The sequence below is a fragment of the Pseudogemmobacter sp. W21_MBD1_M6 genome (assembly GCF_052119585.1).
Classification (GTDB): domain Bacteria; phylum Pseudomonadota; class Alphaproteobacteria; order Rhodobacterales; family Rhodobacteraceae; genus JBGQOJ01.
In genome coordinates, this window is the sequence record NZ_JBGQOJ010000006.1 from 136,875 (window position 1) to 150,154 (window position 13,280).

General features: G+C 61.1%; 14 protein-coding genes. 4 read left to right on the top strand and 10 right to left on the bottom strand.

Features of this window, described 5'->3' with window-relative positions:
* Positions 1-7 precede the first annotated feature (7 nt).
* The 3 genes from ACEN2R_RS09280 to infC all read right to left on the bottom strand — a co-directional run bounded on the left by ACEN2R_RS09280 (position 8) and on the right by infC (position 1,957).
* Complete coding sequence (locus ACEN2R_RS09280; RefSeq protein WP_442041491.1) at positions 8-553, bottom strand: hypothetical protein; 546 nt, start codon at positions 551-553, stop codon at positions 8-10.
* Positions 554-588: 35 nt separating this feature from the next.
* On the bottom strand, positions 589-894 hold the full coding sequence (locus ACEN2R_RS09285; protein ID WP_442041493.1) for a hypothetical protein: 306 nt from the start codon (positions 892-894) through the stop codon (positions 589-591).
* Between the two features lie 493 nt (positions 895-1,387).
* On the bottom strand, positions 1,388-1,957 hold the full coding sequence (infC, locus tag ACEN2R_RS09290) for a translation initiation factor IF-3 (protein WP_442041558.1): 570 nt from the start codon (positions 1,955-1,957) through the stop codon (positions 1,388-1,390).
* A 169-nt stretch (positions 1,958-2,126) separates the two neighbouring features.
* Here infC and ACEN2R_RS09295 point away from each other — a divergent pair, with 169 nt between their 5' ends.
* Positions 2,127-2,840 (top strand): translation initiation factor 3, encoded by a 714-nt coding sequence (locus tag ACEN2R_RS09295; RefSeq protein ID WP_442041495.1) that lies wholly within the window; start codon positions 2,127-2,129, stop codon positions 2,838-2,840.
* A 114-nt stretch (positions 2,841-2,954) separates the two neighbouring features.
* Here ACEN2R_RS09295 and ACEN2R_RS09300 read toward each other — a convergent pair whose 3' ends face one another.
* From ACEN2R_RS09300 to cysG, 6 genes are all read right to left on the bottom strand, one after another.
* Positions 2,955-3,773, bottom strand: coding sequence for a ferredoxin--NADP reductase (locus ACEN2R_RS09300; RefSeq protein WP_442041560.1), 819 nt, complete (start codon positions 3,771-3,773; stop codon positions 2,955-2,957).
* Between the two features lie 70 nt (positions 3,774-3,843).
* Positions 3,844-4,257 (bottom strand): DUF934 domain-containing protein, encoded by a 414-nt coding sequence (locus tag ACEN2R_RS09305; protein ID WP_442041497.1) that lies wholly within the window; start codon positions 4,255-4,257, stop codon positions 3,844-3,846.
* On the bottom strand, positions 4,254-5,009 hold the full coding sequence (locus ACEN2R_RS09310; protein WP_442041499.1) for a phosphoadenylyl-sulfate reductase: 756 nt from the start codon (positions 5,007-5,009) through the stop codon (positions 4,254-4,256). The genes ACEN2R_RS09305 and ACEN2R_RS09310 overlap by 4 nt, the downstream gene beginning before the upstream one ends.
* Entirely contained in the window at positions 4,999-6,666 is a 1,668-nt protein-coding gene (locus tag ACEN2R_RS09315) for a nitrite/sulfite reductase (protein ID WP_442041501.1), read from the bottom strand. Before ACEN2R_RS09315 ends, ACEN2R_RS09310 begins: the two co-directional genes overlap by 11 nt.
* On the bottom strand, positions 6,659-6,967 hold the full coding sequence (locus ACEN2R_RS09320) for a DUF2849 domain-containing protein (RefSeq protein ID WP_442041503.1): 309 nt from the start codon (positions 6,965-6,967) through the stop codon (positions 6,659-6,661). The genes ACEN2R_RS09315 and ACEN2R_RS09320 overlap by 8 nt, the downstream gene beginning before the upstream one ends.
* Entirely contained in the window at positions 6,964-8,364 is a 1,401-nt protein-coding gene (gene cysG / locus ACEN2R_RS09325; RefSeq protein ID WP_442041505.1) for a siroheme synthase CysG, read from the bottom strand. Before cysG ends, ACEN2R_RS09320 begins: the two co-directional genes overlap by 4 nt.
* 140 nt (positions 8,365-8,504) lie before the next feature.
* Between cysG and ACEN2R_RS09330 the strand changes: the two genes are divergently transcribed.
* Complete coding sequence (locus ACEN2R_RS09330; protein WP_442041507.1) at positions 8,505-8,966, top strand: Lrp/AsnC family transcriptional regulator; 462 nt, start codon at positions 8,505-8,507, stop codon at positions 8,964-8,966.
* Here ACEN2R_RS09330 and ACEN2R_RS09335 read toward each other — a convergent pair.
* On the bottom strand, positions 8,938-10,128 hold the full coding sequence (locus tag ACEN2R_RS09335) for a cytochrome P450 (protein ID WP_442041511.1): 1,191 nt from the start codon (positions 10,126-10,128) through the stop codon (positions 8,938-8,940). The two genes, ACEN2R_RS09330 and ACEN2R_RS09335, sit on opposite strands and share 29 nt — an antisense overlap.
* A gap of 96 nt (positions 10,129-10,224) precedes the next feature.
* On the opposite strand from ACEN2R_RS09335, the gene ACEN2R_RS09340 reads away from it, so the two are divergent.
* Both ACEN2R_RS09340 and ACEN2R_RS09345 read left to right on the top strand, forming a co-directional pair.
* On the top strand, positions 10,225-12,018 hold the full coding sequence (locus ACEN2R_RS09340; protein ID WP_442041513.1) for a sensor histidine kinase: 1,794 nt from the start codon (positions 10,225-10,227) through the stop codon (positions 12,016-12,018).
* On the top strand, positions 12,015-13,238 hold the full coding sequence (locus ACEN2R_RS09345) for a sigma-54-dependent transcriptional regulator (RefSeq protein ID WP_442041515.1): 1,224 nt from the start codon (positions 12,015-12,017) through the stop codon (positions 13,236-13,238). Before ACEN2R_RS09340 ends, ACEN2R_RS09345 begins: the two co-directional genes overlap by 4 nt.
* The last annotated feature ends 42 nt before the right edge of the window (positions 13,239-13,280 follow it).

Here is a 13,280-nt window from a genome sequence, read left to right on the forward strand (position 1 = left end):
GGTGGGGTTACATCTTTATCCGTTGCCAGCGGAAAACGGTCATCAGGATCAAAAGCATAAAGAACAATCCGGTGATGTCGCCAAAGACCTGGGTGAATACGCCGGCAAACGACAACTCTGTCGTCAGGAATGTTCCGGCGACATTGATCAACGATGAGATCAGGCCAGCCCCCATAATCCAGCGCCAGCCAATGTTCATGCGCCAGTATCCATCCCCATCGTCCCGGAACCGTGCGATCAGCGAAAACCCGACTGCGGCACAGACCGCCCCGAATACCGGCACAAGAACCTGCGGGATCATAAAGCCGGCGGGGCCTGAGACGTAGTAATGAAAGGCGAATGATATTGGCAACAGAACTGCGACAGAGCGCCAGCCAAGCCACCATGCGGCCAGAACGCGCACTCCGTGGGGTAAGAAAAGTAGGCTTCCCGCGACGATGGTCTGGGGAAATGCCATTGCCTGAACCGGAGTGACAAGCTCGGATGTCGTGAAGAACGATATCGAATATGCAATGCTAACGATTGCAAAGGCGTCCCACCACTTCTTAAGCATCGAGTACGCCTTTGGCCATGTGTTAAGCTAAATCGTTATTCTGTGTTGGGGGCCTCCAAGCAGACGACATAGGCCCTTGCTTTTGAACCGCTTGCTTTTTTGATCAGACCGCGCCCGACCAAGGCGCGCAGCGCACGATGATAGGTCGCCTGTGCGTGTGGCTCCACAAGCGCATGTCTGCGAATGTTGTCAGAAGAAATTACATCCCCGAGTTCCTTTGACAGGCTATTTGCAGCCAGCAATATATCTTTTTCCGCCCCCGAAAGGACGCTCAACCCAAGCTCCCGCTCCATATCGCGAAGCATGGTCCGCAGGGCAGTGACTGCCTCAATTTTGTCCATCAAGAACAACCCTCAAGCTACGGTAGCACCATGAAATAACCGAAAGCAACTCTGCCGCGCGATAAACTTGTCACTTTGACATGTTTTTAAGTTATCGTCGACTGGCCCGGGTTGCCTTTGCGATGCGGTCAGGATGCAAGGCATCTGTCGCATTTAGATATTTCACTCGGCACTCATTGTCATAGTTATATAGGAACACCGTATACGCTTGCCTACCTGCCCGCCTAGAAGAAACATCCGGCGCGGGTATCGTCATAGCCGGTGGGGAAAATGCTCTGAGCGCCGATCATTTGTCCGGCATTTCAGATGGCTGATTTTACGCTATTTTTTTGGGTAAGGGGTCAGGGGGCGCGCGTGATTCTATAAGGCAAACAGGTTGCACGCATCGCCCGGAACCCAGCGAAATCCGCCCTGCCGGCCCCCGCACTCTGGACTGGAATACAAAAAAGCCCCCGCGCTGGCGGGGGCTTTTTGTCAATTTGACAGGTTTGACCTATTTGGGAAGCGGGCCGATCAGCATGATCATCTGGCGACCTTCCATCTTTGGAAAGTTCTCGATCCGACCGGCTTCTTTGGTGTCTTCGGCCACCCGCTCCAGCAATTCGCGACCCAGGTTCTGGTGCGCCATTTCACGGCCACGGAAGCGCAGGGTGATCTTTACCTTGTCGCCTTCCTCAAGAAACTTGAATACCGACCGCATCTTGACTTCGTAGTCATGCTTGTCCGTGTTCGGGCGGAACTTTATCTCTTTGATCTCGATGATCTTTTGGTTCTTCCGCGCCTCGGCTTCTTTCTTCTGGGTTTCGTATTTGTATTTGCCGAAATCCATGATCTTGACGACGGGCGGTTCCGCGTTCGGCGAAATCTCTACCAGATCAAGTCCAGCCTCTTCGGCCAATGCCATACCGCGGGCAGGGGTGACAACTCCGACGTTTTCGCCGTCCGCGCCAATCAGCCGGATTTCGGGGGAGTTGATACGTTCGTTAACGCGGGGTCCAGTATCACGTGCTGGCGGGGCGTTGTGGGGTCTGCGGGCTATAGCATTGTTCCTTGCATAGTGAATTCATCTAACGCGCAAAATAGACTTAGTGGGCCAGGCTTTCAACCACCATTTCAAAGGCATTTCGGCAAGGCCTTGCCTGCGGGTTTCAAAGCGCTTTTATTTTATCGCCCGCTCTGCCATATGGCGCGTGGTTAACCGCAAAACTCTTCCAGAGTAAGGAAATTGAGCTATGAATAAAGTTATCGTCGCGATCGTCGCGCTTATTGTTGTTGTGGGCGGGTATTTCGTCATCAGCGGCAAGTCCGTTGAAGAGACCGCAACCGCAGTGACCGACGCTGTAGAGACCGCGACCCCGATGGAAACCGCTGCCGAAGCAACCGCCGAGGCCGAGGCCAAAGCCGCAGAAGCCGCTGCCGCAACCGCTGCTGCTGCCGCCGAAGCCGCCGCAGCTGCCGAAGCAAAAGCGGCTGAAGTTGCCGCCGCCGCCGAAGCTGCTGCCACCGAAGCTGCGGCAAAGCTGGAAGCCGAAGCTGCTGAAGCCGCCGCTGCCGCTGAAAAGATCGCAACTGACGCCGCCGAGGCTGCGGCCACGACCGCATCCGACGCCGCAGTCACAGCGACCGAAGCTGTCGAGTCTGCCGTTCAGTCCGCCACAGAGGCCGCGTCGAGCATTGCCGACACAGCAACAGAAACTGCAACCGAGACTGCAACCGAGGTGACACCGGATGCCGTCACGGCTGCAACAGACACCGTCACAACCGGCACGGGCGACCTGCTGACCGTTGACGGCTTCAACATGGACAAAGTCGCCGAGATGATCGACGGCTCTGACCTTGGTGCGTTGCAGAAAACGACGCTGAAGGCTGCGCTGACCAAGGCCCAGGAAAACCCCGACGTTCTGAAGGGTGTTCTGGAGCAGGTCAAAGCCGCGCTGAACATGTAAGCGATACGCGGCGGGCTGGTCCCGCCGCACCGCTGACATCGACGGCCGACAAAAGAAAACGCCGCGCAGGAGATCCTGACGCGGCGTTTTTTATGGGAAAGGGGCGGGGGCGGGCTATCCGACGAACGCCTTTTCAATCACATATTCCGCAGGGTCGGAATTGGCGCCCTCGCGCAGGCCGAACCCTTCGAGGATCACCTTCATATCCGTGTTCAACCCCATCGAGCCGCAGACCATCGCACGGTCGACGTCAGGGGTCATCGGCGGCACGCCCAGATCGGCAAAGATCGACCCGTCGCGCAGTTTGTCGGTGACGCGGCCCATCTTCGGGCTCTGTTCGCGGGTGGTGGTGGGGTAGTATTTCAGCTTGTCGCCCACGAATTCGCCGATCAGCGGGTCTTCGGCAAGCCCCTCGACCAACTGGCGGCCATACTCCAGCTCTGCCACATCGCGGCAGGTGTGGGTGATGATGACCTCGTCATATCGCTCGTAGGTTTCGGGGTCGCGCAGCAAAGAGGCGAAAGGCGCAAAGCCGGTGCCGGTGGCAAAGAACCACAGCCGTTTGCCGGGCAGCAGGGCGTCATGCACCAGCGTTCCGACGGGTTTCGGGCGCAGGATGATTTCGTCGCCGACCTTGATATGCTGCAACCGGCTGGTCAGCGGGCCATCCTGCACCTTGATCGAATAGAACTCCAGCTCTTCGTCCCACGACGGCGAGGCGATGGAATAGGCGCGCAACAATGGCTTGCCGTCCTCCTTGAGCAACCCGATCATCACGAATTCGCCAGAGCGAAAGCGCAAGGTTTTGGGCCGCGTCACGCGGAAGGAAAACAAACGGTCGGTCCAGTGATGGACCTCTGTCACGGTCTGCGCATCGGGCAGGGCCTTTACGGCGGCGGCTTTGACTTCGGTCACGGGGGTCTGGTCATTCATAAGGGACATAGCGGCCCGATTGGACCGCCTCCTGTTCTAAAGGTCAATGAAGGAAGGGGAAACCCCGTAATCAGCCGCGCATCCGCGACTGATAGTCATGGTCACGCCAGTTGGCACGGGCCAGCCACTGTGGTTCGGGCTGCCGTGCGGCCAGATCGGCGTTGATCTGCACTTCGTCAAAGCCGCTGCGCCGTGCCATTGCGTATTGGTCGGAAATCACATGGCCATAAGCCCGCAACCGCCCTTGAAACCCCATCAGCCGCAACCGCCGCGCAAGCGTAAACCCGCGCCCGTCCGCAAAAGACGGAAACGCGATGCGGATCAGGTCGATGTGGTCCAGATGCGCGGTCAGGCCGTCGAGGTCGGCATCGGGGGCCAGATCGACGGCCACCGCATTGTCATTGGCGGGCAGGGCGTCGGTGGATTGGAACCCGTGGGTCCAATCCTCTGGCGCGAAGCCGTCGTCGGTGACGATCACAGTCATAGCTCTATTCCTTTGCCGATGGGCCCACGCACGGCTTTGCCGTTGATAAAGTGGATCCCGCATTCCTCTTTGTCCTGACCGCGCCAGCGCCCGGCACGGGGGTCTTCGCCGGTTTTCACCGCCGATGTGCAGGGCGCACAGCCGATAGACGGATAGCCCTGCGCCACCAAAGGGTGACGGGGCAGACGGTTGTTGACCATATACTCCTGGATGTCGTCGCGGGTCCAATGGGCCAGCGGGTTCACCTTGATCCTGATGTCGCCCTCTGGCTCGAAAAACTCGATATCGGCGCGGGTCGATCCCTGAAACCGCTTGCGGCCAGTGATCCACGCGTCGAACGGGGCCAGCGCACGGGCAAGGGGCCGGGTTTTGCGCAGGGTGCAGCAGGCATCGGGGGCGTATTGGTGCAGCAGGCCCTCGTTGTCTTCGGTAAACACCTCTTCGCGGTCGGGCGTGATGATGCGAACATCGGTCAGGCCCAGCTTTTCCGCCACATCGCGTTGATACTGCAAGGTTTCCTTGAACAGCATCTCTGTGTCGATGAACAACACGGGGACAGAGCGGTCAATGACAGACACCAGATGCAACAACACCACGGATTCCGCGCCAAAGCTGGACACCATCGCCAGATGCCCGACCTGCGGGTCGGACATGGCGCGTTCCAGAACGGCGGTCGCCCCGTGGTGACGGTAGCGCCCGTTCAGATGCGCCGCACGTTCCGCCACAGGGGCAAGGGGGGCCTCAAGCGGCATCTGCGCGGGCCTCCGGATAAAGGGCGGTTTTGAACGGGGCAAGGCCGGTGCGACGGTAGGTTTCAATAAAGGTTTCCTCCGGCCCCTCGCGCAGGTCAAGGTAGGCATAGATGATGCGCTCGATCGCGGGGATCAGGTCGTCGGCACCGAAACCCGGACCGGCGCGTTCGCCGATCGCGGCATTTTCCGTGTGATCGCCCCCCAGCGTGATCTGGTAACTCTCGACGCCAGCGCGGTCGAGACCCAGAATACCGATATGGCCCACATGGTGGTGACCGCAGGCGTTGATGCAGCCCGAGATTTTCAGCTTCAGCGCGCCGATTTCATGTTCCAGCTTCAGCGCGTCGAACCGCACGGCAATCTCTTGCGCGATCGGAATAGAGCGGGCCGTGGCCAGCGCGCAATAATCCATGCCGGGGCAGGCGATGATGTCGGAAATCAACCCGATGTTCGCGGTCGCCAGACGGGCCGCTTTCAGTTCGGCATAAAGGGCCGGCAGGTGGGATTTATGCACATGGGGCAGGATCACGTTCTGTTCGTGGCTGATGCGCAGCTCGTTGTGGCCATAGCGTTCCGCCAGATCGGCCATCACCCGCATCTGGTCGGACGAGGCATCGCCGGGCGTTTCGCCATGCGCCTTGAGCGAGATCGACACGATGGCATAGCCCGGCGCCTTATGCGCGGTCAGGTTCGTATCGGACCACGACCGGAACGCGGGGTTCGCCGCGCGCTCTGCCTCGAAGGCGTCGACGGGGGCAGTGATGAAGACGGGCGGGGCAAAGGCGGTCTCGATCTGCGCCAGCAGGTCCTGGTCGTAGCCGGTGAAGCCCTCGACGATCCGGGCGAACCGCGCATCGACCAGATCGCGGATCGTGTCGATGCCGTTCTCGTGCACGGTGATCTTGATCCGCGCCTTGTATTTGTTGTCGCGGCGACCCAGCAGGTTGTAGACGCTGACGATGGCCTCGACGTAGGGCAACAGATCGGCCTTGGGCAGAAAGTCGCGGATCACCTTGCCGATCATCGGGGTGCGGCCAAGTCCACCGCCGACGATGACCTCGAAACCGGGCTGTCCGGCGTCGTTTCGGACCATGCGCAGCCCGATGTCATGGGCCTTTGTCACGGCGCGGTCGGTCTCGCTGCCGGTGACGGCGATCTTGAACTTGCGCGGCAGGAACTGGAACTCGGGGTGGTCGGTGGACCACTGGCGCAACAGTTCGGCAACGGGGCGCGGGTCTTCGATCTCGTCGGCGGCGGCACCGGCGAAATGGTCTGCGGTCACGTTGCGGATCGTGTTGCCCGATGTCTGGATGGCGTGCATCTCGACCTCGGCCAGCGCATCAAGCATGTCCGGCACATCGGGCAGTTTGGGCCAGTTGTACTGGATGTTCTGGCGCGTGGTGAAGTGGCCATAGCCCTTGTCCCACCGGTCGGCGATCATCGCCAGCTGGCGCATCTTGCCCGCGTCCAGCGTGCCGTAAGGGATCGCCACCCGCAGCATATAGGCGTGCAGTTGCAGATACAGGCCGTTCATCAGGCGCAGCGGGCGGAACTCGTCCTCGGTCAGGCTGCCGTCGATACGGCGCTCGACTTGCGCACGGAACTGGGCGTTGCGACTTGCCAGAAACTCTGTGTCGAAGGCGTTGTAATCATACATTTGTTTCTACCTCTTGCTTGCCGTGGACGTAGTTGGACGGGCCGCGGGTGCGGAAGGTTTCGCGGAAATGCGTGGGTTCCGGCCCGTTCGGTCCGCGCTTTACCTCGGCCAGATAGGCGCCGACGATTGCGTTCTTGTGGCGGTTGGCGTCGATCAGTCGCAATTCCGCGTCGGCCTCGTCGGTCAGCACCTCTGCCTGCGACAGGTGGCGCGTCCATGTGTCGGCGGCGGTCTGATAGATCACATCGCCTTCGATCAGGGCGTTTGCGGTGACGACTTTGGGGGTGAAGGCGCGGCTCATAGTGCGATATCCTGTGTCTGAAATTCGGAAGCGGCCAGCATGGCCGCACGCGGCGCAAGGCCGTAAAGCATTAGGGCAGGACCAGAGAGGTTTGCCTCGTCCAGATCCGCCGAAAGGGTGGAAAGCGTCGTGGAAACAACGCGTTGATCGGGGCGAGAGGCGTTCTCTATGACCGTGACCGGTGTGGCGGGGCCTGCGCCATGCATCATCAGGCGGCCCTGTATGAACCGCGCGGACCGCTTGCCCATATAAATCGCCGCAACCTCGCCCTCGCGGGCCAATGTGCGCCAGTCATGTTCGGCAAAGCCTTTCATGTCGTGACCGGTCAGGAACCGGACAGAGGCGTTGCGCTGCCGTTTGGTCAGGCTTTGGCCGATCCCCGCCACAGCGGCAGAGGCCGCCGTGATACCGGGAATGATCCGCCATGCTATGCCTGCGGCCTCGATTGCCTCGATCTCTTCATCAAGGCGCCCGAACACCGTCGGGTCGCCCGCCTTCAGGCGCACGACATAGGCACCGTTTGCGGCATGCTCAACAATCATCGCATTGATGTCGGTCTGGCTGGCCGAGGGGCCGAACCCCTCTTTGCCGGCGTCAAGCAGGGTTGCCTCGCGCCGCGCCAGTTCCAGAATTTCCGGCGCGACAAGGCGGTCATAGATCACCACATCGGCCGTATCCAGCGCCTTGCGCGCCTTCATCGTCAGCAATTCGGGGTCGCCGGGGCCAGCCCCCACCAGATCGACGCGGCCGATCTGATCGCCCTTGGCCAGGTGATGGTCAAGCAGAGCATCAAGTGCGGGGATGATGCCCGCCGACCCAGCAGTTTCAACTACTTGCGGGCCGGTCTTGAAGTAGAATGCAGACCAGAAATCGCGGCGCTTTGCCCCCATTGGCAAGGCGTCCGCCTTGTGCCGAAAGGTTTTCCCGATCCGCGCCAGCGTGCCAAGAACGGGCGAAAGCCGGCCCTCCAGATCCGCCTTGATGGCGCGGGCAAGCACAGGCGCCGCCCCCTCTGTTCCGATGGCGACAACGACCGGGTCGCGGTCGACGATGGCGGGGGTGATGAAGTCGCTGTCGCCCAGATTGTCGACGATGTTCACCAGCGCCCCTGTCGCGCGCGCGATGGCGGCGGTGCGGGCGTCCTCGGTCGCATCCTCATTCGCGCCATAGAACAGCGCCGCGCAGATGGCGTCGCCGCGTTGCAGGGGGCGCGTTGTCAGAGACAGGCGACCGGTCTTGGCCCAATCCACGATCTCGGGCGCGGGGGAGGCCGCGAACACAGCGATCCGGCCTTCGGTTTTCAGCAGCAACCGCAGTTTGGCCAGCGCCGCGTCACCACCGCCGGACACAACGATACGGCGGCCTTCGACGGCGAGGAAGATCGGAAAATGTTTCATCGGTGCCCCTGCTGTTCGACTTCAGGCCTCAATATAGGATATTTTCCTGTATTTTGACCATAGACCCTTGCAGATAAGGACGCACGTTCTGTATAGTCGCTCAATGTATACAGGTGTTCTGATTTCTAAGGAGAATGCGAATGGCAGTCCGTCTGGACGAGGTTGACCGGAAAATCCTTGCAGAGCTGCAACGCGATGCAAGCCAGTCCCTGGATGAAATCGCCAAACATGCGGGGTCGTCAAAGACGCCGGTGTGGAACCGGATCCGCAAGATGAAAGAGGCGGGTGTGATCGGTCAGCACACGGTTCTGCTGGACCCCGAGGCGCTGGGGCTGGAGGCGTGTTTCTTTGTCCTGATCCGCACGTCGGAGCACGAGGCCGACTGGCAAAAGGCGTTCCTGAACACCCTGCAATCGCGCCCCGAGGTGATGGAGGCGCACCGTCTGGCCGGTGATATCGACTACATCCTGAAGGTCCGCGTCAAGAACGCACGGGCCTATGACGCATTCTATCAGGCGATGATTTCAGAGGTGCGCGTGTTCAACGTCACGGCCCTGTTGTCGATGGAAGAGATCAAGTCGACGACGGTTCTGCCGGTCTGACGGGCAGGCGTTCCAGCCCGTGAAAATGGTAGGTATCGCCGTATCTGGCGGGGCCTGATAACGCGAGTTCGGGCAGCCGGTCGAACAGCGCGGGCAGGGCGATTTGCAGTTCCAGCCGCGCCAGTGGGGCGCCGACACAAAAATGCAGGCCGCCGCCGAAACTGGTGTGGGGCTTTATGGCGCGCGCGGGGTCAAAGTGGTCGGGGTTCGCGTATATGGCCGCGTCGCGGTTGGCCGAGGCCAGAAGGCAGGCCACCTGATCGCCGCGTTCGAAACGATGGCCGAACAGCTCTGTTCCGGCATAAGTGTGGCGGGTGAACATATGCAGCGGCGGGTCAAAGCGCAGCACCTCTTCGGTCAGCGCCTCACACCCTTCACTTCGCGCCACAAGGCCATGATCCAGAAGGGTTTTAACGGCGTTCCCGATGGTGTGGACTGTCGCCTCGTGGCCCGCATTCAGCAGCAGGATACAGGTCGTTATCATCTCGTCGGTGGTCAGGGTTTCGCCGCCATCGCTGGCCGCGATCAAATGCGTGATCAGGTCATCTGCGGGGGCCGTCCGGCGGGCGTTGATATGGCCGCGCATGAAGGCGACGAATTCGGTTGCGGCGGTTGCGGCGGCCTCTTCGGTTGTCCGCGTCCGGCCCGCCTGATACATCGCAACCATGGCATTGGACCAGCGCAGCAGGTCGCCTGCCATGCTTTCGGGCACACCCAGAAGCCGCGCGATGATGATGACGGGAATGGGCCGCGCATAGACATCCAGCAGGTCGAACTCATCGGGCGGAAAGGCGTCGATCAACTGGTGGCACAGCGCGTCGATTTCTGGCCCCAGCGCCTTGATCCTGCGCGAGGTGAAGGCCCGCAGGACAAGGGACCGCAGGCGGGTGTGGCGCGGCGGCTCCAGTTCCAGCATCGAGTGGGCCTCGACCGCATAAAAGGGCGCAAGATGCGGCGGCACCGGTGCCTGCAACTCTGCCGGCACCTCGCGCCCGAACCGGCGGTCGCGCAGGATGGTGTTGGTCGCGGCATGGCTGACGGTGCAGACCATCCCGTAGTCCTGCCAGAACACCAGATCACCCAGACCGCGCAGATGGTCGTAAAACGGATAGGGGTTTTGCACGAAGGCGGAGTCATTCGGGTTTTGATGGACGATCTGCATGTCGGGGTGCCTGACTGTGTTTGCCGTGATCGTCACGAAAGGCGCTGGCAATTGCAAGCGGCCCTTGTGTAATCTGGCCGGAATGGAAAACCGCCAATGACCCGCCTTGCGCTTGCGCTGTGCTTCTACATTTTCACCGTCGCGGCATTTGCAGGCGGTGTCTGGTGGTTCGCCTATAGTGCAGCGCTGGACCAGTTGGCGGATCGGGGGCGGTCGGATCTGTCGCTCGCCTCGGACCGGTTGATGCAGCAATTGTCGCAATACCGCGAACTGGCGGTGCTGTTGTCCGATCATCCGACGCTGGTTCCTTTGGCCCGTGGCGAGGGCGGATCAGTACCAGAGGCCGCCTCGCTGTTGCTGCGCACCGCCGACAAGACCGGAAGCCTGGAGATTTTTCTGGCTTCGGCTGCGGGCAAGGTGCTTGCCAGTTCCACCGGGGCAGAGGTCAACCACCGCGAACTGCCCTATTTCCGTCGCGCCATGCACGGTGCCACGGGAACGTTCCACGCGCAGGATATCGACAGCGGCGCGCGGGTGTTCACCTTTGCGGCGCCGATTTTCGACGCCTCTGGCCGCACAACGGGCGCGGTGGGGGTGCGGGTGGATGTCAGCCGCGTGGAGGGCGACTGGATCGGCGATCCTGACTCGGTCTTTTTTACCGACGGGCTTGGCGTCATCTTTGTGTCGAACCGAACGGAATTGTTGCTGCGCACCCGGAACGACGGGTCTGCTGTGGGGCGGGGCGGGGTCACGGCGGAATATGATCCGACAACTCTGCGACCTTTCATTGACCATGAACTGACCGATTTTCAGGGCCTTTCGATCTGGTCGCTGGACGCGGGCCCCTATCTGCCTGAACGCGCCTTGCACCTGATGAAACCCTTGCCACTGATCGAGATGACGGGCGAGGTTCTGATCGACGTGGCCCCGGCGGAGCGGGTCGCGCGGTTGCAGGCGGCTTTTGCCGCGGCCCTGCTTATGGCCTTCGGGGCGATGTTGTTCACAGTGATGCAGCGCCGCCGTGCCCTTGCGGAACAGTTGCTGGTCGAGGCCGATCTGAAGGCCGCGCTGGAACTGCGGGTGCAGGAACGCACGGCAGAGCTGTCTGAGGTAAACGAAAACCTGCGCCGCGAAGTGGCAGAGCGGCAAGACGCAGAGGCCGCGCTGAAAAAGGCGCAGGCCGATCTGGTACAGGCGGGAAAATTGTCGGCGCTGGGGCAGATGTCGGCTGGCATCAGCCATGAATTGAACCAACCCCTGATGGCGATCCGGTCTTTTGCCGAAAACGCAGAGATTTTTCTGGAGCGCGGCAAAACCGATATTGCCGCACAGAACCTGACGCGGATTTCCGAACTGGCGCGGCGCATGGGGCGGATTATAAAAAACCTGCGGGCCTTTGCGCGGCAAGAGAGCGAGCCGATGGTGCGGGTCAATCTGGGGGCGGTTGTGGATGCCGTGCTGGAAATGTCCGAGGCCCGTTTGGACCGCGCGGATGTGACCGTGGACTGGGCCGCGCCGCCTGTGCCTGTTCTGGTGCGCGGCGGCGAGGTGCGGTTGCAGCAGGTGATCCTGAACCTTGTGTCGAATGCCATCGACGCGATGGAGGGCAGCGCCGGAAAACGCCTGGAAATCAAGGTCGAACAGGCGGGGGCCCGCGCGACTGTGCAGGTGCGTGACACCGGGCCAGGCATTGCCGCGCCGGACAAGATATTCGACCCGTTCTATTCCACAAAGGCCGTCGGCGCGGGCGAGGGGATGGGCCTTGGCCTGTCCATTTCCTATGGATTGGTCCAAAGCTTTGGCGGGGCGATCCGGGGCCGAAATGCCGAGGGCGGCGGTGCGGTGTTTACTGTCGAACTGGCAACAGCACCGATAGAGAAGGCCGCATGATTACCCGCGTTTTGTTGGTTGACGACGATGCTGCGATCCGCGAGGCGCTTGGCCAGACGCTGCAACTGGCAGACCTGACGCCGACCCTTGCCGCCAGCTATATCGAGGCGAAAGACCACATCGCGCCTGATTTCGCTGGCGTGGTGGTGACCGACGTCAGGATGCCCGGCAAGGACGGCTTTCAATTGCTGGAATATGCCCAAACCATCGACGCGGATTTGCCGGTGATCTTGCTGACCGGTGAGGCCGATGTGCCGATGGCGGTGCGTGGTATGGCGGCGGGGGCGTTCGACTTTCTGGAAAAGCCCTGTGCCCCGAAGGATTTGCTTGTCGTGGTTGCGCGGGCGTTGAAGACCCGCACGCTGGTGCTGGAAAACCGGCGTTTGAAACGGCAGCTGGAAACAGGCGATCCGGCCTCGCGGATGCTGTTCGGGGCCTCTGCCCTTGCGCGTGACCTGCGCGACCGCGTGCGCACAGCGGCGAAATCCAGCGCCGATGTTCTGATCACCGGAGAACCGGGAACAGGCATATCGAAAGTGGCAGAGGTGATCCATCTGTCCTCGCCCTTTGCGATGCAGCCGTTTGTGAAACGCTCCGCCGCCTCGTTGTCGTCGGACGCAATGGCCGACGCCTTTGCCAGCGCCGATCGCGGCACGCTTTTTCTGGACGAAATCGCGGCTTTGCCAGCCGAGGCGCAGTTTGCCCTTCTGGAACGGATGGAAGGCACCCGCGGCGTTCGCATTCTGGCGGGAACTTACAAGGATCTTGCGGCAGAGATTGCCGAGGGCCGTTTCAGCCATGATCTGTTCTACAAGCTGGATGTGATGCAGGTCCGCATTCCGTCGCTGCGCGAACGGCCAGAGGATATTCCCATCCTGTTCCGCAAATATGTGGGCATTGCCTGCGAACAGGCGAACCTTGCACCGCCCGACATCACGCCTGAAATCATTAGCCGCCTGATGGCACAGGACTGGCCCGGCAATGCGCGGGGGTTGATGAATGCGGCGATGCGATTCGCGATGAACCTGTCCGAACCGGAAAAGGAACGGGAATCGGGCCTTGCAGAGCAACTGGCGCAGGTCGAACGCTCGCTTCTGATCGAGGCGCTGAGGCATCATCGCGGCAATGCGACGGAAACCGCAAAGGCGCTGAAACTGCCGCGCAAAACCTTCTACGACAAGCTGACCCGCTATGGGATTCGCGCCGAGGACTACCGCTAGGCTGTGCGGATTTCCACACAGTCACCGCAAACCTATGTGCGG